The organism is Nocardia sp. NPDC059764, assembly GCF_042732555.1.
Classification (GTDB): domain Bacteria; phylum Actinomycetota; class Actinomycetes; order Mycobacteriales; family Mycobacteriaceae; genus Nocardia.
The window spans coordinates 13,591-36,490 of sequence record NZ_JBHWHH010000044.1; the positions used below are offsets into that span (position 1 = coordinate 13,591).

At 68.9% G+C, this 22,900-nt stretch carries 20 protein-coding genes; 14 read left to right on the forward strand and 6 right to left on the reverse strand.

From position 1 onward, the window contains the following. The first annotated feature begins 161 nt into the window (after nt 1–161). The 4 genes from ACFV4K_RS12715 (at nt 162) to ACFV4K_RS12730 (ending at nt 6,121) form a co-directional block, all read left to right on the forward strand. Nucleotides 162–1,298, forward strand: coding sequence for a BTAD domain-containing putative transcriptional regulator (locus tag ACFV4K_RS12715; RefSeq protein WP_379274468.1), 1,137 nt, complete (start codon nt 162–164; stop codon nt 1,296–1,298). 101 nt (nt 1,299–1,399) lie between these two features. Then, nucleotides 1,400–4,072 (forward strand): alkaline phosphatase family protein, encoded by a 2,673-nt coding sequence (locus tag ACFV4K_RS12720; RefSeq protein WP_379274470.1) that lies wholly within the window; start codon nt 1,400–1,402, stop codon nt 4,070–4,072. A gap of 82 nt (nt 4,073–4,154) precedes the next feature. Further along, a complete protein-coding gene (locus tag ACFV4K_RS12725) occupies nt 4,155–5,390 on the forward strand; it encodes a cytochrome P450 (RefSeq protein WP_379274472.1) in 1,236 nt (411 codons plus the stop codon). Between the two features lie 161 nt (nt 5,391–5,551). Further along, nucleotides 5,552–6,121: a TetR/AcrR family transcriptional regulator gene (locus tag ACFV4K_RS12730; RefSeq protein ID WP_379274474.1), complete on the forward strand. Its 570-nt coding sequence runs from the start codon at nt 5,552–5,554 to the stop codon at nt 6,119–6,121. A gap of 18 nt (nt 6,122–6,139) precedes the next feature. Here the strand turns inward: ACFV4K_RS12730 and ACFV4K_RS12735 are convergent, their stop codons facing one another. Next, nucleotides 6,140–7,057, reverse strand: coding sequence for an alpha/beta hydrolase (locus tag ACFV4K_RS12735; protein ID WP_379274476.1), 918 nt, complete (start codon nt 7,055–7,057; stop codon nt 6,140–6,142). A 5-nt stretch (nt 7,058–7,062) separates the two neighbouring features. After that, on the reverse strand, nt 7,063–8,526 hold the full coding sequence (locus tag ACFV4K_RS12740) for a flavin-containing monooxygenase (RefSeq protein ID WP_379274478.1): 1,464 nt from the start codon (nt 8,524–8,526) through the stop codon (nt 7,063–7,065). A gap of 140 nt (nt 8,527–8,666) precedes the next feature. Between ACFV4K_RS12740 and ACFV4K_RS12745 the strand changes: the two genes are divergently transcribed. Beyond that, nucleotides 8,667–9,707 carry an NAD(P)-dependent alcohol dehydrogenase gene (locus ACFV4K_RS12745; protein ID WP_379274480.1) on the forward strand — a complete coding sequence of 347 codons (1,041 nt, stop codon included), beginning with the start codon at nt 8,667–8,669 and terminating at the stop codon, nt 9,705–9,707. Nucleotides 9,708–9,716: 9 nt separating this feature from the next. On the opposite strand, the gene ACFV4K_RS12750 is transcribed toward ACFV4K_RS12745, so the two are convergent. After that, complete coding sequence (locus ACFV4K_RS12750; RefSeq protein ID WP_379274481.1) at nt 9,717–10,649, reverse strand: alpha/beta fold hydrolase; 933 nt, start codon at nt 10,647–10,649, stop codon at nt 9,717–9,719. A 24-nt stretch (nt 10,650–10,673) separates the two neighbouring features. Here ACFV4K_RS12750 and ACFV4K_RS12755 point away from each other — a divergent pair, with 24 nt between their 5' ends. Continuing rightward, the gene (locus tag ACFV4K_RS12755; protein WP_379274483.1) at nt 10,674–11,462 is read left to right on the forward strand and encodes a hypothetical protein; all 789 of its coding nucleotides are present in this window, start codon (nt 10,674–10,676) and stop codon (nt 11,460–11,462) included. 1 nt (nt 11,463) lies between these two features. Here the strand turns inward: ACFV4K_RS12755 and ACFV4K_RS12760 are convergent, their stop codons facing one another. Beyond that, entirely contained in the window at nt 11,464–12,336 is an 873-nt protein-coding gene (locus ACFV4K_RS12760; RefSeq protein WP_379274485.1) for a hypothetical protein, read from the reverse strand. A 288-nt stretch (nt 12,337–12,624) separates the two neighbouring features. On the opposite strand from ACFV4K_RS12760, the gene ACFV4K_RS12765 reads away from it, so the two are divergent. Further along, entirely contained in the window at nt 12,625–14,082 is a 1,458-nt protein-coding gene (locus tag ACFV4K_RS12765) for an amino acid permease (RefSeq protein WP_379274487.1), read from the forward strand. Nucleotides 14,083–14,229: 147 nt separating this feature from the next. Then, nucleotides 14,230–14,517 (forward strand): hypothetical protein, encoded by a 288-nt coding sequence (locus ACFV4K_RS12770; protein WP_357092367.1) that lies wholly within the window; start codon nt 14,230–14,232, stop codon nt 14,515–14,517. 101 nt (nt 14,518–14,618) lie between these two features. Here the strand turns inward: ACFV4K_RS12770 and ACFV4K_RS12775 are convergent, their stop codons facing one another. Continuing rightward, entirely contained in the window at nt 14,619–15,269 is a 651-nt protein-coding gene (locus ACFV4K_RS12775) for a DUF305 domain-containing protein (RefSeq protein WP_379274488.1), read from the reverse strand. Nucleotides 15,270–15,358: 89 nt separating this feature from the next. Then, nucleotides 15,359–15,817 carry a DUF6153 family protein gene (locus ACFV4K_RS12780; protein ID WP_379274490.1) on the reverse strand — a complete coding sequence of 153 codons (459 nt, stop codon included), beginning with the start codon at nt 15,815–15,817 and terminating at the stop codon, nt 15,359–15,361. 106 nt (nt 15,818–15,923) lie between these two features. Between ACFV4K_RS12780 and ACFV4K_RS12785 the strand changes: the two genes are divergently transcribed. The 6 genes from ACFV4K_RS12785 (at nt 15,924) to ACFV4K_RS12810 (ending at nt 22,880) form a co-directional block, all read left to right on the forward strand. Further along, nucleotides 15,924–16,841, forward strand: coding sequence for a ribonuclease Z (locus ACFV4K_RS12785; RefSeq protein WP_379274492.1), 918 nt, complete (start codon nt 15,924–15,926; stop codon nt 16,839–16,841). A 58-nt stretch (nt 16,842–16,899) separates the two neighbouring features. Next, nucleotides 16,900–18,576, forward strand: coding sequence for a DUF885 domain-containing protein (locus ACFV4K_RS12790; RefSeq protein WP_379274494.1), 1,677 nt, complete (start codon nt 16,900–16,902; stop codon nt 18,574–18,576). A gap of 179 nt (nt 18,577–18,755) precedes the next feature. Further along, nucleotides 18,756–19,181, forward strand: coding sequence for a hypothetical protein (locus tag ACFV4K_RS12795; protein WP_379274495.1), 426 nt, complete (start codon nt 18,756–18,758; stop codon nt 19,179–19,181). A gap of 92 nt (nt 19,182–19,273) precedes the next feature. Beyond that, nucleotides 19,274–20,773 carry an MDR family MFS transporter gene (locus ACFV4K_RS12800; protein ID WP_379274496.1) on the forward strand — a complete coding sequence of 500 codons (1,500 nt, stop codon included), beginning with the start codon at nt 19,274–19,276 and terminating at the stop codon, nt 20,771–20,773. A 17-nt stretch (nt 20,774–20,790) separates the two neighbouring features. Next, on the forward strand, nt 20,791–21,939 hold the full coding sequence (locus tag ACFV4K_RS12805) for a class I SAM-dependent methyltransferase (RefSeq protein WP_379274497.1): 1,149 nt from the start codon (nt 20,791–20,793) through the stop codon (nt 21,937–21,939). Between the two features lie 5 nt (nt 21,940–21,944). Further along, entirely contained in the window at nt 21,945–22,880 is a 936-nt protein-coding gene (locus ACFV4K_RS12810) for an LLM class F420-dependent oxidoreductase (protein ID WP_379274498.1), read from the forward strand. Nucleotides 22,881–22,900: the final 20 nt, after the last annotated feature.

Here is a 22,900-nt window from a genome sequence, read left to right on the forward strand (position 1 = left end):
CGCCCGCACCGGTGCATGCTTCTCAGTACCCCGCCGATGGAACGAAATCGCGGCCGGGACCGACCAGTTCGGTAAGACGAATTCGGTGGATGCGAAGGGCGGGGGAGGCCGTGCGAAGTTACAGTGACGGGCGAGAAGTCGGGCCCGACGGGAGGTCGGCGATGGATGGGGTGCGGGCGCGGGTGGGCGTGCTCGGTCCGGTGCAGCTGACCATCGACGGGGTGGCGCAGCAGCTGGGCGGGCCCAAGCAGCGGGCGGTACTGGCCTACCTGGCCATCAACGCCAACCGGCCGGTATCGGTGGACGCGCTGGCCAGCGCCGTCTGGGAGGACAATCCGCCGCCCGACGTGCGGGTCAGCCTGCACGCCATCGTCTCCAACCTGCGCAAACCGCTGCGCGACGGCGGCATCGACGCCCGGAACATGCTCCAGCACATGGGCACCGGCTACCGCATCGTGGTCGAGGACTCCGCCTGCGACGTCTTCCGCTTCCGGACCCGCCGTGAGAACGGCATGCGCGCGCTGGCCGCCGGACGCTTCGCCGCCGCCACCGAGACGCTCTCCGACGCCCTCGCGCAGTGGCGCGGCCCGGTGCTGTCGGACCTGCGCGGGCTCGGGTTCGCCGACGCCTACGCGGTCGCCCTCGACGATGAGCGGATCGGCGTCATCGAGGCCCGCGCCGAGGCCGATATCGCGCAGGGCCGCGCCGAGGGCGTGGTCGCCGAACTGAACCTGCTGGTCCGCGACCATCCGCTGCGGGAATCGCTGTGGGAGCAGCTGATCACCGCCCTGTACATGACCGGCCGCCAATCCGACGCGCTGGAGGCGGCCCGCCGCCTGCGCGGCATCCTCGCCGAGGAGCTCGGCATCGATCCCGGCCACCGCATCCGGGAACTGGAATCGCGCATCCTGCGCCAGGACCCGCTCAGCGTGCGCCAGGTCGCCGCCGCCTCGGCCACCCGCGCCACCACCATCGTCGACCGCAGCTGGCACGAACCGCAGGCGCTGCTGCGCGACCGGTCCGGGCACGTCCACCCGGTGGTCGGTTCCACCACCAGGATCGGTCGCCTGTCCGACAACGACATCGCCCTCGCCGACGGCCGGGTCAGCCGCCATCACGCCCTGCTCATCGACAACGGTCACACCTGGGTGATCAAGGACCTGCACTCCTCCAACGGCGTGTATGTCGATGGTGCGCGCATCGTGGACAGCGGGTTATTGTCCGACGGAGCGGTGTTGCGCATCGGCGACACGGAACTGGTGTTCGTGCTGGTCCGCACCGATGACAGCACCGGTTGAATTAACTGACCCTTCACCGGTGAGCCCCCTCACCGCCACGAATCCCCAAGGTCGGTCGGCGATCCTCGTGATAGCCGTTCCGATGCTCATTAGGGGATGCCATGGATCGGAGGCGTTTTCTGAAGCACGCCGCGCATGCTGGTGGTGCGGCCGGAGCCATGTCCATGCTCCCGCCGAGCCTGGCCCAGGCCTGGGCCGAACCCGCCCCGCCCGGCGGCTGGGATCGCATCGAGCATGTGGTGATCCTCATGCAGGAGAACCGCTCCTTCGACCACTACTTCGGGTCCATGCCGGGCGTCCGCGGATACGCCGACCTGAACGCGCTGCAACTGTCCACCGGCCGCTCGGTCTTCCACCAGCCAGACGGGGGCCGGGTCGTCCTGCCGTACACCACCACGCTGCAGAACATCGACGGCACCGACCACGGAACCCGCACCGGCCACGACGCTTTCGCCGCCGGCCGCAACGACGGCTGGATCAAGGCCAAGGGCGAGGGCACCATGGTCGGCTACGACCGCGACAGCCTGGGCTTCTACTACCAGCTCGCCGAGGCGTTCACGCTGTGCGACGGCTACCACTGCTCGGTGAACGGCCCGACCGACCCCAACCGCATGTACCTGTTCACCGGCACCGTGGAAAACCCGCTCGCCCTGGACAATTACGCGGAGAACCTGCAGGTCTCGCTGTTCTCCGACGACCTGAAACTGCGCTGGATGCGCAGCCTGCCGGTCACCGGCATCGTGGACGCGGTCCTGGGCCTGGTGCACGGCCTGACCGGCGCGCTCCCGCCGCCGGTGGCCGCCGCGCTGGCCGGACTGGTCGGGCCGCGCACCGGCAACCTGTTCCTCTATGACGCCCTGCTCAGCCCCGATGCCGGGCGCTACGTCAACGACATCATCTTCGGCCTGCCCTGGACCACCTACGCCGAACGACTCCAGGACCGCGGCATCGGCTGGCGCGTCTACCAGGAGTGGGACAACTACACCGACAACGCGCTCGATTTCTTCCTGCCGTTCCGCGAGGCCGCGCGCATCGCGCTGAAGTACACCAACGGCGGCCACGGCGTCGCCTTCGAGAACTTCTTCCGCTTCTATTCCGACCTGGAACGGGATCCGAGCCTGGAACCCGCTTATGCCGCCGCCCTGAAACGGGGCATGGACGAACTGTCGGCCGGGCAGCGCGCGCTGGTGGAGCGCGGGCTGTTGCGTTCGCGCACCGGCACTCTGGTGGAGTCGTTCCGCACCGACGTGGCCACCGGGCGACTGCCCACGGTGTCCTGGATCGTCGCGCCCTACGTCGACTGCGAACATCCGGTGATGGGCCCGCGCAATGGTCAGGCCCTGGTCCACGGGGTGCTGGAAGCGCTCGCCGAACACCCGGACGTGTGGAACAAGACCGTCTTCATCCTCAACTACGACGAGAACGACGGGTACTTCGACCACATCCCGGCCCCGACCCCGCCGCCGGGCACCCCGGGCGAGTACTTCGGCCGCCACAATGTCGGCCTCGGCGCGCGGACGCCGGCGATCGTCGTGTCGCCGTGGAGCAAGCAGGCGGTCTCCTCCGAATTGTTCGACCACACCTCGGTTCTGAAGTTCCTGGAACGCGTCACCGGCGTCGCCGAACCGAATATCAGCCCGTGGCGGCGGCAGATGTGCGGCGACCTGTCCTCGCTGTTCGACTTCGGCTCCCGGCGCACCCTCATCCTGCCGAACGTCTCACCCCGCGCCGAGCAGCCGATGTCCGGTGTGGCGCAACCGCTTCCGTTCGTGCAGCGGATGCCGAAGCAGCAGAGCGGCAGCCGGCCGCGGGTGCCGCTGCCGTACCGACTACAGGCGCGCTGTGCGCCGGGGGCCAATGGCGGGGTCACGCTGACCATCGACAATGGCGGGACCTCGGCGGCGCACTGCCTGGTGTACCCCAACGCTTTCGCCACCGATTTCACGCCGACCCGCTTCGACCTCACCGGTGGCGGCTCGGTCACCCACGACCTGTCGGCGGTGAACGGCCACTACGACTACACCCTCTACGGCCCGGACGGCTTCCAGCGCCGATTCGCCGGAGACCTCGGCGGGCCGTGCGGCGGGCTGCGGGTCACCGCCACCGCTGCGGGCTCCGGGAAGCGCGCACTGGCGTGGACATTCGAAAACCCTGGGAAGAAGCCTGTTTCGGTGCGGGTGGTCTCGAACGCGTACCGTGCTGACGGACCCTGGACCATCGATATCGCCGCCGGGGCGACAGAGCGCCGCGACATGCTCTGCGAGAGCGACGCCGAGGGCGCGGGCTGGTACGACCTGTCGGTGTCGGCCTCCGCCGACGCCGGATTCCTGTGCCGCGTCCGCGGATTCGTGGAGACCGGAGCGGCCGGGAAGACCGCCGACGATGCCGCGCCTTTCACCCGGCTGCTGCTGGACCGATCCCTGTACGAGCCCGGCCGCGATCTCGTCGTGAGCTACGGCCTCGCCGAGGCGGTGGCCGGGCACCGGCTCGCCGTCTACGCCGATCCCGGCGGATTCACCACCGCCGTCCCCGCGATGCCGGTGCTGCGCGGCCTCGCCCTGGGGAACGGGGTGACCCGGGATCAGGTCGTCCTCGGCGTCACCGAGCAGGCGGCCCCGGACGCCGGAAGTGCTCCCATGGCGGGCATGCGGCAGGTGGCCGCGCTCGACCCCGGCCCGCGGTTGGGACCGCTGCCCACCGGCTCCTACCTGCTGCATCACCTCGATGACACGGGTCGTCCGCTCGCGCATCCGGTGCGTTTCCGGGTGCTCTAGTACCCGTCCGACCGCCTGGTACATGAGGACAACTGTGCAACAGGTTCTAGACATACTGTGTATTTTGTCTTACGGTCGGTTCATGAGTTCAATGGCGTCTCATGCGGTGCGATTCGAATTGCGATCCGGGGAGACCTGGCGCGATCCGTATCCCATGTATTCCCGACTGCGCGAACATGATCCGGTCCACCGGGTCGTCCCCGAAGGCCGCGAATCCGACGACTTCTACGTCCTGACCCGGCACGCGGACGTGTACGCGGCCGCCCGCGAACCCGAGAACTACTCCTCGGCCTCCGGACTGACCGTCGACTACGTGGACCTGGTGGCCGCCGGCTTCGGCGCGGCCAAGCCGTTCGTGTTCATGGACCCGCCCGACCACACCGACTTCCGTCGCCGCGTCTCACCGGGATTCACTCCCCGCCAGGTGAATTCGGTGGAGCCCGAGGTGCGCGCCTTCGTCATCGAACGCATCGAACGGCTGCGCGCGGCCGGCGGCGGCGACATCGTCAAGGAACTGTTCAAGCCGCTGCCCACCATGGTGGTGGCGCACTACCTCGGTGTGCCGGAACAGGATCGGGGCCGCTTCGACGACTGGACCGAGAACATCGTCGGCGGCGCGGTCGCCGGGGCCGGACTGGCGGCGGGCGACCAGAACGCCTTCACCGCGGTCGGGGAGATGGTCGGCTACTTCAGCGAACTCATCGACCGCCGCCGCAAGGAACCCGGCGACGACACCATCTCGCACCTGCTGGCCTCCGGGCTGGGCGAGGACGGGGACAACGAGGGCCTGCTCGCCATCCTGGGCTTTGCCTTCACCATGATCACCGGCGGCAACGACACCACCACCGGAAACCTCGGCGGCGCGGTGCAACTGCTCACCGCCTACCCCGAACAGCGTCGCCTGCTGGTCGAGGACCCGGCCCTGATCGCCGACGCGGTCGAGGAATTCCTGCGCATGACCTCCCCGGTGCAGGGCCTGGCCCGCACCGCCACCCACGACATCGAACTGCACGGCGTCACCATCCCCGAGGGTCGGCGCGTGCTGCTGTGCTACGGGTCGGCCAACCGCGACGAACTCGAATTCGGCCCCACCGCGGGCGAACTCGACGTGCGCCGCAACCCCAAGCGGATCATGACCTTCAGCCACGGGCACCATCACTGCCTGGGCGCGGCCGCCGCGCGCATGGTCGCGCGGGTCGCGCTGGAGGAACTGCTGTCGCGCTGCCCCGACTTCACCGTCGACCTCGACGCGGTGCAGTGGGCGCACGGCAACTACGTGCGCTGGCCGATCTCGGTGCCGTTCCGCGCACAAGCCTGAGACTCCGGGCCGTCCGCAGCCTCGGGCGGCCCGGTTGCACCGCCCTCGTATCGCGCGGGCAGAGTGTGAGGGAACGGGTCCGGCGTCAATGTCGCCACCGGACCCGTGACCGGAACACGGGACACGCGAACGGGTCCGGATCGGATGGGAAGGGACACCGCATGAGCCGAGACTGGCTGGCCGACGGACGGGCCGACCTGGCCGCCGAACGCATTCTCGACGCGGCCGCGCGCCTGTTCGCCGAACGGGGCGTCGCCGCGGTCGGCATGGGCGATATCGCCAAGGCCGCCGGATGCTCCCGCGCGACCCTCTACCGCTACTTCGAGAACCGGCAGGCCGTGCGCCTGGCCTTCGTGCACCGCGCCACCCGCCGTATCGCCGCGGGTGTGTTCGAGCAGGTCGCCGCCGTCGAGGATCCGGGCGAACGGGTGGTGGCCGCCATGCTCGGCTCGATCCACGCGGTCCGCGCCGACCCCATGCTCATCGCCTGGTTCCGGCCCGGCGAATCCGGCGCGGCCGGGCGCATCAGCCAGGACTCCGACGTCATCGAATCCATCGCCGCGGGGCTGTTCGCACCCACGCCGCTCACCGATCCCGAGCGCAGCCGCCTGGCGCGCTGGCTGACCCGGATCATCGTGTCCTTCCTCGCCGCACCCGGCCGCGACGACGCCGAGGAACGCGCCATGCTCGAGGAATTCGTGGTGCCGGTGGTCAGCCGCGCCTTCGTCTGAGCCCGGCTTCGGCTCCGGTCAGCGGCCCGTCCGGTGGCCGAGGTGATGACCGAAGAGACGGTCCGACAGCATGGTCGCGAGATCGTCCACCGCCTCGCGCGCTACCCGCATCGGCAGGACGTGGAAGACATGCCAGAGATGGGGAAACTCGCGATGCCGCAGGGGCGCGGCGACTTTCGCGGCGAGCGCGGCGAACTCCCGCGCGTCGCCGGCGAGTAGATCGTCACCCGCCGAGTGCATCACGATCGGGGCGAGACCGGTGATGTCCCGATACAACGGGGAACGAGCGTGCCGCTCCTGCTCGGGAACACCGGGCAGATAAGCGTCCATGAACTGCGCCATCAACGGCGGATTCAGCAGCGGCTCCCCGCTCGGATCACAGTGGAACGCCGAAGAACTCGCGGACAGATCCAGCACCGGGCAGATCAGTCCCAGGATCGCGGGCTGCGGCTGATCCTCGTCGCGCAACCGCATCGCCAGATCCAGCGCCAGCCCGCCACCGGCCGAATCACCCACCACGGCAATCCGTTCGGCCGGAATGCCCTGATCCAGGAGCGCTCGATAGGCCGCCACCGTGTCCTCGATGGGTGCGGGGTACGGGTGCTCGGGAGCCAAGCGGTAGTCGAGGGAGTGGACCGTCGTGCCCATGGCCGCCGCCAGCGCGCCGGTCAGGGGCCGGACCATGCTCGAGTTGCCGATCACATAGCCGCTGCCGTGCAGATACAGCACCGCCGCGTCGGCGGGAGCCCCACGCGGCGTGAGGGTTTCGACCGGTACGTCGCCGAGCCGACCGGCCGTGACGGCGACACCCCGCGGTGCGCGGGCGAAGGTGGTGCTCGCACCGACCCGGGCGCGTACCCGGTTCCAATCCGGGGCCGGGCCGAACATCCAGTGGCCGATCAGGCGGGAAACGAAGCGCCACACTGCTTTCTCCACGATCATCACTTCCCGCTCGGAACACCGTGCTTCAGATGGTAATCCACCGGATCGGGCGTGCCGCGGATCAGCTTCTCGTAACGGCCCGGCGTCCACGGCCACAGCTCGGGCAGCCCGTCCTTGCCCAGGTACCAGCTGGTGCAGCCGGTGGTCCACACCGTACTGGGGGCGGCGGCGCGCATGCGCGCGTTGTAGCGGTCGGTGGCGGCGTGGGTCGGCTCGATGGTCGTGAATTCGCCTGCGCGCCAGCGTCGCAGCCAGCCCACGATGCGCGCGGACTGCGCCTCGGCGACCGCGGTCAGCGGGTGGTTGGCGAAGGGGCTGTGCGGGCCCACCAGCATGAACAGGTTGGGGAAGTCCGGCATCATGACGCCCTCGAAGGCGCGCGGGCCGTCCGCCCACGCCTGGTCCAGGGTGCGGCCGTGGGCCCCGGTGATCGCCATCGGGCGCATGAACGCGTGCGAGTCGAATCCCGTTGCCAGCACCAGGATGTCGAGCTCGTGCAGGTGGCCGTCCGCGGTGACCGCACCGCGCGCCTCGACGCTGTCGATGTGCTCGGTCACCAGCGTGACATCGGGTCGCTGGACCGCCTTGTAGAAGCGGTCGGACACCACCAGCCGCTTGCACATGGCCTGGTAGTCGGGGGTCAGCTTGCGGCGCAGTTCGGGATCCTCGACCGAGCGCAGATGGCGTTCCACCACCCACTGGATCAGTGTGCGCACCCGCCCGGGATGCACCAGGCCCTGCGAGAACACCGCGAACGCCGCGCGATTGAACCAATAGGGGACCAGGCTCAGGGTGGGCGCCAGCTTGTACAGCCGCTTGGACACCGCGGTGTACTGGCGGTTCACGGTCGGCAGGATCCACTGCGGCGTGCGCTGGAACAGGACGACTTCCGAGGCCACCCCCGCCAGCGCGCCCACCAGCTGGGTACCGGTGGACCCGGTCCCGATGACGCCCACCCGCTTGCCGCGCGGCTCGACCTCGTGCCGCCAACGCGACGAATGCATGACCGGGCCGTCGAAGTCGTCCAGCCCGGGGATGTCGGGCCGGGTCGGGTGATGCAGGAAACCCGTCGCGCACAGCACGAAGTCGAAGCGTTCCGTGACGCCGTCACCGGTGGTGACCTGCCAGCCGTCGTCGTCGAACACCGCGCCGGTGACCTCGGCGCCGAAGCGGGTGTTGCGGTGAAGGCCGTGTTCGCGCGCCACCCCGACCAGGTAATCCTTGATCTCCGGTCCGGCCGAGTACAGCTGCGTCCATTCGGGATTCATAGCGAATCGGAATTGGTAGTACCGCGACGGCACATCGCACACCAGGCCCGGATAACTGTTGTCGCGCCAGGTCCCGCCGTAGTCGTGGGCCTTCTCGAAGATGGTGAATTCGGGGAATCCGGCGCGTTGCAGGGCCACGGCCATGCAGATGCCGGAGATTCCGGCGCCCACGATGGCGATCCGCGGTGAGTTCATGGGACGGCAGCCTAGACACGTGTCTTTCGGGTCGGGAAGGGTTTGGCGAATATCGGTAGACATTCCGTCATTCGCTAGACGCAGTGTAAAGCGAATGTTACCGTGTGCGCCAGGTCACAACGTCTAGGCAAGGAAACACGATGCGCGCACTCCAGTGGACCGGCCCGGAAAAGGTGCAGATCAACGACATCCCGGTACCGGACATCGGACCCACCGACCTGCTGATCAAGGTCGGCGCGGCGGGCGTGTGCCATTCGGACCTGACGCTGGTCAACTTCCCTATCCAGCTGCGCGAGGACCCGCTCACCCTCGGCCACGAGGTCGCGGGCACCATCGAGGCCATCGGCTCCGACGTCAACGGCCGCGAGATCGGCGAACGCGGCCTGGTCTACCTGTTCTGGACCTGCGGCGTCTGCCGGGAATGCGTGAGTGGCAACGAGAACGTCTGCCTCGCCGCCGGCCGCGTCGCCATGCCGCCCACCCCCGGCCTCGTCCTCGACGGCGGCATGGCCGAATACATGCGGATCCCGGCCAGCGCCTTCGTGCCCATCGGCGACCTCGACTTCGTGCAGGCCGCCCCCGTCGCCGACGCCGCCCTCACCGCGTACCACGCGATTCGCGGCGCCCGGGACGCCCTGCGGCCCGGCGGCACCGTCGTCGCCATCGGCATCGGCGGACTCGGACACGTGGGCGTGCAGATCCTGCAGGCCATCTCGGGCGTCCGGGTGATCGCGGTCGACCAGGCCCAGGAGAAGCTGGACCTGGCCCGCGACTGCGGCGCCGACATCGGCTTCCTCTCCGGCGACGACACCGCCAAGCAGATCCTCGACCTCACCGACGGTCGCGGCGCGGACGCCGTGTTCGACTTCGTCGGCGTCGACGCCACGGCCAAGCTGGCCTGCGAGACCGTCGCGCCCAACGGCGCCTATCGCATGGTCGGAATCGGCGGCGGCGCACCGGAGATCACCGCCGGACCCGCGGGCGGTCCGGGCTGGCCCTGGGGCGCGACCGTGCGCAAGTCGCTCGGCGGCACCCGCGGCGACCTGCACGCCTGCGTGGCCCTCGCGCAGGCGGGCAAGATCCACATGGAGGTCGAGCGCTTCGACCTCAACGACGGCCCCGACGCCCTGCGCCGCCTGGACGCCGGGCACATCCGGGGTCGCGCCGTCCTGGTGCCGTAGACGACGAAATCAGTCCTCGGCGGGCTCGATCTCGCCGAGGAACTTCGCGACCCGCGCCGCGATCTCGTCGGGGTACTCGCCATTGATGGCGTGCGATGCGTCCGGCCACACCTCGAACTGCCCGCCGGGCACCAGCTTTCGCGCCCGGTCCGCCAGCTTGCGGGAATTGTGCACGATGCTGCGGCCCGCGAAGATGCCCAGATACGGCTGCGCGAGCGCCGAAAGCTGCTCCCGGGAAATCCGATTCGTCATCGGCAAGTACGCGGCGAAGTCCTTCATGCCCGACGCGATCAACCGCCCCTCCGGCATGTCCTGCGGCGCCGGCACACCACCCGAGATCCAGCTCAGCAACGCATTGCGCCACTTCTCCGGCATGCCGGGCAGCACCGAGCCCAGCGAGATGACGATCATCTTCCAAGTCATCGCGCCGAACACGAACGGCGCGTCCAGGGTGATCAGCGACGCGACCCGCTCCGGGTGGCGCACCGCCAGATTCACCGCCGACCAGCCGCCGATCGACACCCCCAGCACGTGCACGGGACGAGACTCCAACGCGGCCAGCGCTTCCGAGAGCCAGGTCGCCTGATCCGCGTCATCGGTCAACTGCTTGGACTGCACGCTCAATCCCGGCTCACCCAGCAGATCCAGCGTGATCACCGGACGCACCGCCATCAACCCGGGCAGATTCGCCGCCCACAGCGGGGTCGCGGCCTGCCGTCCCGGCAACAGCACCAGCGGCGTCGCGTCCCCGTCGCCGAACCGATAGGCCCGCACGACGCCGAAACTCGTCGGCACGTCGACCGTCTCGCGCGCCGGCGGCAACTGCTCGAACCCGTCCTGGTACGCCTGCGCGTACCGCCGATACCCCGCCGTCTCACGGAAGTACCCGACCCGCTTGCCCTTGAACTTCGGACCCACGTTGCTCTCGGGAAACTCGACCATGGAATCCAGGCTAATCTCCACGGCATGGGGAGGCTCTGGCCGATGTCGGCCATCACGATATGCATGCTGCTCACCGCCTGCGGGTCCGGCGACACCACCGCGGATCCGCAGGCTCCGGCGTCGACTTCGACGCCGGTCGCGGCGAAGACGACCACCGAACCGGCTCCGACCACGACGGTGGACACGGCAGCCCTGCCGATGTGCGGTGATATCCACGGCGCGGGCGCGGGCGCACACGATGTGCTGCCGGAGTGCCGATTGACCTCTCACGACAGGGCGGGGCTCTCGTTCATCGTGCGGCACAAGGCGAGTGCCGGCAGCGGCGCTCGGACGAACATCGAAGTCACGGGGAGCAACGGAAAGTCCCTCCAGACCCTGTACGTCCAGGACACCGAGGTGCCCTCCGAGCCCTATCTGGCCGACCTGGACGTCGACGGCCGCGACGAGCTGATCGTGCCCATCTCCACCGCGATCGTGGGGAACTCGAACTACGTCATCTTCCGGCCCAAGGCCGACAAGCTCGAATTCGTGGAGGCCGGACGCCTTTTCGGTATCGGGGTCGCTCGCACGGCGAGCGGCTACATCGCGGGGGAGGCCAAGAGCGGTCCCGCGGACAAGTACATCGAATTCCAGAAGTTCGTCGGATCGACGCTGGTGTTCGTCGCCGAGATCATCCGGACCTACGACAAGGACGGTCACAGCACCTGCCGCGTCGACAACGAAAAGGGCGTTCCCGAGTCCGAATTCAGCGATGAGGAAGTGGTCCGGCGCTTCTGCGGTGAGCAGCTGCTGCGCCCGGCCCCGGTCGGCTGATCTACTGCAATCCCGCGATGCGGCGTTGTAGCCAGCGGCGGGCTTCCGCGTCCCGGGCGTGCGCCAGAATTTTGCGGCAGCCGCCCGGGGAGAGCGCGGACAGCAGGTGGGCCAAGCACTTCCGGGTATCCCAGCTGAGCAGGTAGCGGACCGCGCCCGTGGTGGCGTGTTCGTCGGCCAGCTCCACCGCCCGCGCGAAATCGGCGCGGTCCTCCAGCAGCAGGAACTGCGCCGGAATGCGTTCGTGCGCAGGGTATCCCGAGTACCTCCCGGTGCCTCCGGCGAACCAGGCGCACAGTCGCAGGATTCGATCGACGGGATCCGGGTACGCCATGAGGAGCAGGGCGCGGGCCTCCTCCACCTGGGGCCCGGTCAGACCGCCGCCGGTGGTGGACGTATCCAGGAAGAGTCCGGCGAAGGGGATGAGCGGATCGGGAATCTCGGCCACCCAGCGGTATGCGATGCGGTCGCTCTCGGCCTGGCGCCGCTCGGCCGCGCGGAACTCCTGCAGCGGCACCGGGACGCCGCGCACCGCCAGCCATTCCAGTGAGCGCATCCCGTCCGCGAGCCGCGCGTCCTGCGGCCAGCCGGGCCAGCGGATCGAGTAGCCGTGATGCAGGGTCACGGAGGTGAGGGAGCGTTCGCCGGCGTCGAAGAAGTCGAGGACCACATCGCCCCAGCACATGCACACGAAGCCGGGCAGATCGGAGACGCGCAGCGCCTCCCGCAGCGCTCGCACGGCAACCGGGTCGCGCTCCTCGATCAGGGTCGGCGCGTCGCCCGGCATCTCGCGGACCCGGACTCCCCGGGCGCCGGCCAGCACCCGGTCCAGCGCTTCGGGATCACCGCCCGTGGTCTGGCCCCCGACACCCATACCGAAACAGTAATCCGACCTGACGGTCCCCGGCGTGGCGCGGTGACGGCACGCAGGGATCTTGTCGTTGTCCAGCCAGTTGCTGAACTGGTACGTACCAGCCGATGCTACGGTTTCGTGTGATGCCGACAACTCCGGCCACCAGCGACGGCACACCGGTCGGGAGCCTGCCGGTGACCGATCGGCGAGAACTACTTTGTTGCCGAGAAGCCAGATTTAGGAGAGACAGTGGCGCTATCGGACTCCCCGCGAGACACCGCCGGTCCCGCGGCCCCGCGCGGAAGCGGATTGTTCAGGACCAAGTCGGTCGAACAGTCGATCCGCGACACCGACGATCCGGATGCCAAGCTCCGCAAGGAACTGACCTCGTGGGACCTCACGGTCTTCGGCGTCGCGGTCGTGGTCGGCGCGGGCATCTTCACCCTCACCGCGCGTACCGCGGGCAACATGGCCGGGCCCGCCGTCTCGCTGGCCTTCGTGTTCGCCGCCGTGGCCTGCGGCCTGGCCGCCCTCTGCTACGCCGAGTTCGCCTCGACCGTCCCGGTCGCGGGCAGCGCGTACACCTTCTCCTACGCCACCTTCGGTGAGCTCATCGCCTGGATCATCGGCTGGGACCTGATCCTGGAATTCGCGCTCGGCACCTCGGTCGTGGCCAAGGGCTGGTCGCAGTACCTCGGCACGGTCCTGAACACCCAGCCCATCTGGCACATCGGATCGGTCAAGTTCGACTGGGGCGCGGTGCTGCTCATCGCCATCCTCGGCGTGCTGCTGGCCATGGGCACCAAGCTGTCCTCGCGCGTGTCCGCGGTTGCGGTCGCCATCAAGCTGGCCGTCATCGCCCTGGTGGTCGTGGTCGGCGCGACCTACTTCAAGGCCTCCAACCTGAAGCCGTTCGTCCCCGCATCGGTCCCCAATGCCGACAGCGGCGCGAGCGCGGTCCACCAGACCCTGTTCCAGCTGGTCACCGGCGGCGGCAACAGCCACTTCGGCTGGTACGGCCTGCTCGCCGCGGCCTCCATCGTATTCTTCGCGTTCATCGGCTTCGACGTCGTCGCCACCGCCGCCGAGGAGACCAAGGACCCCGCCCGCAATGTGCCGCGCGGCATCCTGGGCTCGCTGGCCATCGTGACCGTGCTGTACGTGGCCGTGTCGCTGGTGCTCACCGGCATGGTGTCCTACAAGGACCTGCAGGGCAACGACGCCACGCTCGCGACGGCTTTCGCCATCCACGGCGTCACCTGGGCCAAGAACCTCATCTCCATCGGCGCGCTGGCCGGTCTCACCACCGTCGTCATGGTGCTGTTCCTGGGCCAGACCCGCGTGCTGTTCGCCATGGCCCGCGACGGCCTGATGCCGCGCAGGCTCGCCCACACCGGTTCCAAGGGCACCCCGGTCCGGATCACCGCCATCGTCGGCGTGGTCTGCGCCGTGCTGGCCGGGTTCGTCGACTTCGGCACGCTCGAGGAAATGGTCAACATCGGCACGCTGTTCGCCTTCGTGCTGGTGTCCATCGGCGTGGTCGTACTGCGCCGCACCCGCCCCGACCTGCCGCGCGGATTCCGGGTGCCGCTGGTGCCGCTCATCCCGATCCTGTCGGTGCTGGCCTGCGCGTGGCTCATGCTCAACCTGTCGGTGGAGACCTGGCTGCGGTTCGTCATCTGGATGGCGATCGGCATGGTCGTGTACTTCGCCTACGGGCGCCGGCACTCCCTGCTGAACAGCCGAGATGTGAAAACCGGTAGCTGATCGGGTGCTCAGGTTCGGTGCCGGTGGTGTGTCGTCACGGATTCACCTCCCGGAATGCGGTTCAATTGCTCTCGAATAGTGAGAGTTGTGCCACAAGTTCCGCCCATCAGCACCGCTTCAGCATCCCGAGAGGAACCGATCGTGAGCATGCTCCTCGCCGTGCATGACGCTTACACCTCGGTTGTCGCGCAGATCGGCAACCCCACCCCGGAGACGCCGCCGGTGGCGGACAAGCTGATGAAGCTGGTCCGCTACTTCACCTGGTTCACCATGCTGTCCGGCGTCACCGCCATCACCTACGGCGGCGGCCGGTTCGCCTGGGAGAAGTGGAGCGGCGGCGGGCTCGAGTCACCGAAGATGGTGGCCGGGGCCATGATCGGCGGCGCGACCGCCACCAGCGCCGGCACCATCATGAACGCTGTCATCGGCAGCTAGCAGAACAACTCTCGTAGCTCGGGTCCTCCGCCCCGAACGCCCACGAGACGCCCCCCGACGGGTGCGCCGGAAAACCGGCGCACCCGTTCGCGTTTCGATACCTAGCCCTGGGTCAGCATCTTGTTCATCTGATCGATCTCCTGCTGCTGGGCATTCACGATGGCCTGCGCCATCGCCTTCGAATCGGCGTTGGTGCCTTGCGCCAGTTCGGTGTTCGCCATGGTGATCGCGCCCTTGTGGTGCTCGATCATCATCTGCATCCACAGCCTGTCGAACTCGGGGCCGGACAGGCTCTCCAGCTTCGCCATCTGATCCTTGGTCATCATGCCGTCCATGCCCGCGTGCCCGCCCATGTCGGCGGACGGGGCGGGCTTGCCGAAACTCTGCAGCAGCGTGGTGATCTGCTGCATCTCCGGGGTCTGCGCCGCCTCCACGGCCTTGGCCAGAGTGAGCAGCTCCTGATTCTGTGAGCGGGTCGGCACCAGCTTCGCCATCTCCACGGCCTGCGCGTGATGCGGGTACATCATCTGCAGGAAGGTCACGTCGGCGTCGTTGAAGTCGCTGCGGGTGGCCGCCTGCGCCGAGGTGCTGGTCTTGCCGTGATCCATGCCGGGCATGGTCCCGTGATCCATGGCCGCGGTCGTGGTGGTGGCCTTCGAGCCCTCGCTGTCATTGCTGCTACAGCCCGCCGCGACGAGCGCGGTGGCGGCGGTGGCGGCGATCAGGGCGAACTTGAGACGGGTGCTGAACATGGTTGAACTCCTTGGGGTTTGGTGAGTGATCCGCATCCGGGCATGCCGAAGTCCGCGTCCGCGCGAGGTAACGCGGCGCGGCGGGCCCATCAGATCCGCAGAATCGCCAGGTCGGCCAGGGAGAGAACCGTCCACGGAGGTGGACGGGCGGGGAATCCGCGCGGATGGCGCGGGGTCGAGACGAGCGTGTCGCGGCGGCCGGGTCCGACCCAGGCCAGCAGTGCCGGCCCGAGGCCGAGCAGCAAGGCCGTCAGGACGAACAGGCAGCCGTGCATACCGGCGTGACCATTGCCGCAGTCACCGCCGCAGCCCGGCATGGACATGGACTGATCCATCGCCGTCAACATCGCGATCGGTGCGGTTTCCAGCTGCGCGTCGTGCGAATCGGCCATCGCGGCCGGTGCACTCATGGCGGGACCGGAATCGTGGCTCATGCCGTCGTGGTTCATGCCGAACACGAGGGCGTGCATGGCCACCAATCCGGCCAGCAGTGCGAGCAGCCCGAAGGCCCGGATGAACCGGGTGCCGGGGGACCGTTGCTCGACCACCCGGACATTCTACTCACGCGGGTCATACCCCCTGCTGGTATCTCCGCCGGGACGCGCCGGACTCGCCGCCGCGAGGATCCGCCGGTCGGCCGGTAGCCTGGCGGCCGTGTCACAGCGCGAACTGGTCATTCTGGGAACGGCCAGCCAAGTACCGACGAAACAGCGCAACCACAACGGCTACCTGCTGCGCTGGGATCGCGAGGGTCTGCTGTTCGACCCGGGGGAGGGCACCCAGCGGCAGATGAGCTTCGCGGGCGTGGCCGCCAGCGGCATCACCCGCATCTGCGTCACCCACTTCCATGGAGACCACTGCTTCGGCCTGCCCGGCGTGCTGGGTCGCATCAGTCTCGATGGGGCGCTGCAGCCGGTGGACGTCTACTTCCCGGCCTCGGGCAAGGTGTTCTACGAGCGGCTGGTGGACTCCGCCGAGCACGACCGGCTGGGCGAACTGCGTCCGCACCCGATCACCGAGACCGGTGAACTACCGACACCGGGAGCCGGTTTCACGCTGCGGACCGCGCCGCTGTCGCATTCGGTGGAGGCGTTCGGGTACCGGCTGGACGAGCCGGACAGCCTGCGCTTCATTCCCGAAAGGCTGCGCGAGCTCGGGTTGGCGGGGCCGGTGGTCGGGGAATTGCAGCGGTGCGGAGCGGTCGAGATCGGCGGGCGCACGGTCACTCTCGACGAAGTGAGCGAGGTGCGCCCGGGCCAGAGCTTCGCCTTCATCATGGACACCCGCCTCTGCGACGGCGTCCACGAGCTGGCTCGAGGCGTCGACATGCTGGTCATCGAGGCGACCTTCGTCGACGCCGACGAGAAGCTCGCCGTCGAATACGGCCACCTCACCGCGGGTCAAGCCGCCCAGGTCGCCGCCCGCGCCGGCGTCCGCACCCTGGTCCTCACCCATTTCTCCCAGCGCTACCGAACCCCCGACCAGCATCTCGCCGATGCCCGAGCCCATTTCGACGGCGAGATCGTGGTGGCCGAGGATCTCATGCGCATCCCGGTGCCGCCCCGCCGCTGAGGGTGCGAAGTTTCGCGGCGACTCCGCGGCGGGGGCGGGCGCGGGCATGATGGTCGGCATGGACGCGCACAAGGAGCTCATCGCACTCGCCGACCGGTACTGGGACGCCATGCTGGAGTCCGCGCCCAGTGAGGCGACCCTGCTGGGGGACAGGCGATTCGATGATCGGATCGAGGATCTGTCGGCGGGGGCGGAGGAGCGGTTGCTCGGCACCTGGCGGGGGCTGCTCGCCGAGGTGGACGCGTTGGACGCGGCGGGGCTGAGTGCGGAGGACCGCACCACGCGGAGTCTGCTGCGGACCGAATTGGCTTCGGCGGTCTCGTATCTGGAGTGGCGGCCGGTGGAGATGGCCTCGGATCAGATGACCGGGGTGCATTCGTCCATGTTGACCATGGCGCCGCAGGTGAACGCGCCCGCGCCGGAGAACGCGCGCAATCTGGTGCTGCGGTATCGGCAGTTCGGGACCCTGATGGAGCAGGCCGTGGAGCGGTTCCGCGCCGGGCTGGCCGCGGGGCGCACGCCCGCGCACATCACCATCGAGCGGTCGATCAATCAGCTCGACGGGTATCTGTCCGCCGATCTGGCCGACGATCCCTTCGTCACCCTCGCGGGTCCGGCGGACTGGGATGGTGAAAACGCTTGGCGCGCCGAGCTGACCGAGGTCGCGCGCGATGTCATCCGTCCCGCGTTCGCCGCCTATCGGGAGGCGCTCGACACCGAGCTCCGGCCGGTCGCCCGCCCCGACGAGCGGCCCGGCCTGTGCTGGCTCGGCGACGACGGCGCGGACATCTACCGCCGCCTGCTGCAACGGCACACCACGCTGCCCGACCTCGGCGCGGACGAGATCCACCAGCTGGGCCTGGACGAATTGGCCGGACTGCGGGCCGAATACGAGGAGATCGGCGGGCGCGAATTCGGTCTCACCGACCAGACCGCCATCTTCGCCCGGCTGCGCGAGGACACCGCGCTGCGCTACACCGACGCCGCGGACATCATGTCCGACGCCCGCGCCTGCCTGGCCGCCGCCGAGGCCGAGATGCCCCGCTGGTTCGGCCGGCTGCCGCGCCAATCCTGCGACATCCTGCCCGTCCCCGACTTCCTCGCCGCCGACGCGCCCGCGGCCTACTACTTCCCCCCGGCCGCCGACGGCTCCCGTCCCGGCGCCTACTACGTCAACCTGCGCGAGCCCGGCACCCGCAACCGCTACGAGACCGCGGCCGTCGCCTACCACGAGGCCATTCCGGGCCACCACCTCCAGCTCACCATCGCCAACGAGCTCGACCACCTCCCGCCCTTCCAGCGAATGTCGTTCTCCAACACCGCCTTCGTCGAAGGCTGGGCGCTCTACACCGAACGCCTCGCCGACGAAATGGGCCTCTACCCCGACGACCTCGCCCGCATCGGCATGCTGGCCGCCGACTCCTGGCGCTCCTGCCGCCTGGTGGTGGACACCGGCCTGCACGCCAAGGGCTGGACCCGCCAGCAGGCCATCGACTTCATGGTCGCCAACGCCCCGGTCGGCGTCGAGGAGATCCGCGTCGAGATCGACCGCTACATCGCCATGCCCGGCCAGGCGGTCGCCTACAAGGTCGGCCAGCTCGAGATCCGCCGCCAGCGCGCGCAGGTCGCCGACCGCCTGGGAACCGCCTTCGACATCAAGGCCTTCCACGACAAGGTCCTCGGCGCCGGCTCGGTCAGCCTGCCGGTCCTCCGAGACCTCGCGGCCACGCTCTAGCCGAGGCGGGTGACCGGCTGGAGACCCCAGAAACGGGGGCGTGTAGACACCTGTACTTCAGATCAAGATTCGCGGTGGGAACGGAGCGTCGTCGAAGAGAAAGGGTTCCCGCTATGGGTTCTCCCAGTTCGCATCGAGGCCGCCGAATCGGCTGGGGCACAGCGGGATTCGCCGCCGCCATGATTGTGGTCACGGCGGGTGCGCCCACCGCATCGGCCGAGATCCTGGGGTTTCGCATCACCAGCGCCGAAACCTATTACACCGGAACCGCATACACCGTCTCCGCAAGCCTGAACTACGGCGACGCGGACAAATGGGTGAGCTTCTACGATAACGGCCAGTGCATTACGGGCGTGGAATCGGCGCACGTCGGTGACAGCGAGATGCGGCCATGGGCCAGCATCAACTGGGTCCCGGCGACGGCCGGACATCACGTCCTGTCTGTCGAGTACGCCGGGCAGAAGGTGACGGTGGCTGTTGACGTCCAATCCGCACCCGCGGGCAGCACGCCGGCCACGCCGCCCGCGACCTCCCCGTGCGGACTGGCAGGCCAGCTCGGCTCGGGCAGCGCTGGATGGTCGTCGGGCAGCCTCGGACTGTTCTGACCCCGTGGGAATAGCTCTGACCCCGCGGGAATAGCGGCCCGGGCGATGCGTTCGACTCGTTGGTGAGTCGGGTCGTGGAGAAGGGGTTGCCGGTGACGGCTACGGATGTGAAGTCGTCGATCGGATTGCGGTCGGAGCGTGGGCCGATTCTGGCCGCGTTGATGTTGTCGACGTCGCTGGTGGCGCTGGACTCCACGGTGATCGCGACCGCGGTGCTCACCATCACCGACCAGCTCGGCGGATTCGCGCAGTTCCCTTGGCTGTTCAGTATCTATCTGCTGGCGCAGGCGGTGACCGTGCCGATCTACGGCAAGCTCGCCGACATGGTGGGGCGGAAACCGGTGATGTTGTTCGGGATCGGGGTGTTCGCGCTCGGGTCGCTGCTGTGCGGGCTCGCCACCAGCATGCTCGGACTCATCGTGTTCCGGGCGGTGCAGGGCATCGGGGCCGGCGCGGTCAGCCCGATCGCGATGACCATCGCCGGTGACGTCTACACCGTGCAGGAGCGGGCCAAGGTGCAGGCGTACCTGGCCAGCGTGTGGGCGACCTCCTCGGTGGTGGGTCCACTGCTGGGCGGGGTGTTCTCCGAATATGTCAGCTGGCGGTGGATCTTCCTGGTCAACCTGCCGCTGGCGGCGTTGGCCGGTTGGATGATCCAGCGCAAGTTCACCGAAAGCGCTCCGCGGCAGAGTCATCGGATCGACTATCTCGGGGCCGGGCTGCTGACCGTCGGCGCGGGCGCGCTGATTCTGGCGCTGCTCGAGGGCGGGCAGGCCTGGGCCTGGGGTTCGGCCGCCAGCCTGGCGCTGTTCGGCGGCGGCGCGGCGACGCTGGTGGCGTTCGCGTTGGTGGAGCGGCGGGCCGCGAATCCGATTCTGCCGCTGTGGATCTTCACCCGCCGCGTGGTGGTGGCCAGCAGCCTGGTCTCGCTGCTGGTCGGCGCGATCCTGCTGGGGCTCACCTCGTATGTGCCGACCTTCGCCCAGGGCGTGCTGGGCAGCGGCGCGATGATCGCCGGACTCACCGTGGGCGCGCTCACGCTCGGCTGGCCGTTGGCGGCGTCCCAGGCCGGGAAGGTGTACCTGCGCATAGGTTTCCGATCGACCGCCATGATCGGCACCGTCCTCGCCAGCGCCGGCGCGGCATCACTGCTGCTGGTGGGCACCGGCTCGAGCCTGGCGCAGGTGGCCATCGGCTGCTTCATCGTCGGGATGGGCATGGGCCTGGTCGCCACCCCGACCCTGATCGCGGCGCAGTCGCAGAGCGAATGGTCCGAGCGCGGCGTGGTGACCGCCACCAATATGTTCGCCCGCTCGCTGGGCAGCGCCGTCGGGGTGGCCGTGTTCGGCGCGGTCGTCAACGCGCGCCTGGGCAACGCCGACCATCCGGCCGCGGCCGATCTCGCGCCCGCGGTGCATCTGGTCTTCGTCGGTGTGGCCCTGATGGCGGCGGTCATGATCGCGGCGGCCGCGTTCATGCCCCGGGCGACGGGAGCGCGGCGGAAATCCATTCGGCGTGAACGAGAATGCGCACAGGTCATTTCATTTCGGAAAAGGCCACCGGCGGTGCCGAATGGAATAGTCCGGCAATGATCTAGCACACTGTAGGTGTGGTTGAGGTCGAGGACGTATTACGCCGGTTGCGGCGGTATCCGGATGTCGAAGCGGTGAACCTGTACGCGGTCGATGCCGCTGACCGGCTCATGCTGGATGTCGCCGCCGATTCGCTGGCCGCCGTGGGAGACCAGCGGGTGGCGGTGATCGACGACGGCTACGGCGCGTTGACGCTCGGCGCGATCGCCGCGCACGACCTACGCGGCGTGCGCGTGCATCAGGATTTGCTGACCGGAGAATTGGCGCTCGCCAACAACGCCCGAATTGTCGGACTATCCGATCGCTATTCCACCGAGGAATTGGGCCCGGACCTCCTCGCCGATGTACGCGTGGTGCTGTGGCGGCTGCCGCGCGCCCTGTCCGGCCTGGCCGAGACCGCCGACGCCATCGCGCGTTTCGCGCTGCCCGAGGTGGAGGTCTTCGCCGGCGGCCGCGACAAGTACCTGACCCCGGCCATGAACGAGGTGCTGGCCGAATCCTTCGGCTCGGTGCGCGCCAGCCGCGGCCGTCAGAAGTCCCGCATCCTGCTCGCGGCCGATCCCAAACCCGTTGGTGAACCCCGTTTTCCGGTGCGCAACCGCCTCGACGAACCGGACCTGGAGGTGGTCGCGCACGGTGCGGCCTTCTCCGGCCCGCGCCTGGACATCGGCACCCGCTTCCTGCTCGACCACCTGCGCCGGATGAAGCCCGATGCCCGCGATGCCATCGATCTGGGTTGCGGCACCGGCATTCTCGCGGTCGCCCTGGCCAAGGCCCGCCCCGGCATTCGGGTTACGGCGACCGACCAGTCCGCCGCTGCCATCGCCTCCACCCGCGCCACCGTCGCCGCCAACGATGTCGCCGACCGGGTCACCGTGCTGCGCGATGACGCCATGTCCAGCGTCCCGGACAACAGCGCCGACCTGGTGCTGTGCAATCCGCCCTTCCACATCGGCGCGGCCGTGCACACCGGTTCGGCCATCAAGATGTTCCAGCAGACCGGCCGCGTCCTGCGCCCCGGCGGCGAACTCTGGACCGTCTACAACACACACCTGAACTACCGCAGCGTCATGGAGCGCATGGTCGGCAGAACCGATGTGATGGGCCGCAATCGCAAATTCACCGTGACCCGGTCGGTGTGTGGTCTGCGCGACGCCGAACAATAGGGTTCATGGGACGAATCGATCTTCGAATCTTCACCGAACCCCAGCAGGGCGCGTCCTACGACACCCTGCGCACGGTCGCCAAGGCCGCCGAGGACCTCGGCTACGACGCCTTCTTCCGCTCCGACCACTATCTGAAGATGGGCGACGCGGACGGCCTGCCCGGCCCCACCGACGCCTGGATCACCCTGGCCGGGCTGGCCCGCGAGACCAGCCGCATCCGGCTGGGCACCCTGGTCACCTCGGCGACCTTCCGGCACCCGGGCGTGCTGGCCATCGAGGTGGCCCAGGTCGACGCCATGTCCGGCGGCCGCGTCGAATTCGGTTTCGGCGCGGGCTGGTTCGAGGCCGAACACGCCGCTTACGGCATCCCGTTCCCGGCCGCGAAGTTCCCGCGCTTCGAGGAGCAGCTGGCCATCGTCACCGGCCTGTGGTCGACGCCGGTGGGGGAGACCTTCTCCTTCGCGGGCGAGCACTACACGCTCACCGATTCCCCGGCGCTGCCCAAGCCCGCGCAGGACCGGGTCCCGGTGATCATCGGCGGCATGGGCGCCACGCGGACCCCGCGCCTGGCCGCGCGGTACGCGACCGAGTTCAATGTGCCGTTCCAGTCCGCCGAGGCCAGCGCCGACCAGTTCGATCGGGTCCGTATGGCGGCCAAGGACATCGGCCGCGACTCCGCGGACATCACCTTCTCCAACGCCCTGGTCGCCTGTGTCGGCGCGAGTGACGCCGAGGTGGCGCGGCGGGCGGCCGCCATCGGGCGCGAGGTGGACGAGCTGCGGGCCAACGGCCTGGCGGGCAGCCCGGACGAGGTGGTCGACAAGCTCGGCCGCTACGCGGAGATCGCCGGGACGCGCCGGGTCTACCTGCAGGTGCTGGACCTGTCGGATCTGGACCACCTGGAGCTGATCGCCACTCGTGTGATGGGTCAACTGAACTGATCCTTCAGTAAAGCTGAGGT

Coding starts and splice junctions, on each gene's coding strand:
- ACFV4K_RS12715 (WP_379274468.1), top strand. CDS start 162: ATGGATGGGGTGCGGGCGCGGGTGGGCGTGCTCGGTCCGGTGCAGCTG.
- ACFV4K_RS12720 (WP_379274470.1), top strand. CDS start 1,400: ATGGATCGGAGGCGTTTTCTGAAGCACGCCGCGCATGCTGGTGGTGCG.
- ACFV4K_RS12725 (WP_379274472.1), top strand. CDS start 4,155: ATGAGTTCAATGGCGTCTCATGCGGTGCGATTCGAATTGCGATCCGGG.
- ACFV4K_RS12730 (WP_379274474.1), top strand. CDS start 5,552: ATGAGCCGAGACTGGCTGGCCGACGGACGGGCCGACCTGGCCGCCGAA.
- ACFV4K_RS12740 (WP_379274478.1), bottom strand. CDS start 8,526: ATGAACTCACCGCGGATCGCCATCGTGGGCGCCGGAATCTCCGGCATC.
- ACFV4K_RS12745 (WP_379274480.1), top strand. CDS start 8,667: ATGCGCGCACTCCAGTGGACCGGCCCGGAAAAGGTGCAGATCAACGAC.
- ACFV4K_RS12750 (WP_379274481.1), bottom strand. CDS start 10,649: ATGGTCGAGTTTCCCGAGAGCAACGTGGGTCCGAAGTTCAAGGGCAAG.
- ACFV4K_RS12755 (WP_379274483.1), top strand. CDS start 10,674: ATGGGGAGGCTCTGGCCGATGTCGGCCATCACGATATGCATGCTGCTC.
- ACFV4K_RS12760 (WP_379274485.1), bottom strand. CDS start 12,336: ATGGGTGTCGGGGGCCAGACCACGGGCGGTGATCCCGAAGCGCTGGAC.
- ACFV4K_RS12770 (WP_357092367.1), top strand. CDS start 14,230: ATGCTCCTCGCCGTGCATGACGCTTACACCTCGGTTGTCGCGCAGATC.
- ACFV4K_RS12775 (WP_379274488.1), bottom strand. CDS start 15,269: ATGTTCAGCACCCGTCTCAAGTTCGCCCTGATCGCCGCCACCGCCGCC.
- ACFV4K_RS12790 (WP_379274494.1), top strand. CDS start 16,900: ATGGACGCGCACAAGGAGCTCATCGCACTCGCCGACCGGTACTGGGAC.
- ACFV4K_RS12795 (WP_379274495.1), top strand. CDS start 18,756: ATGATTGTGGTCACGGCGGGTGCGCCCACCGCATCGGCCGAGATCCTG.
- ACFV4K_RS12810 (WP_379274498.1), top strand. CDS start 21,945: ATGGGACGAATCGATCTTCGAATCTTCACCGAACCCCAGCAGGGCGCG.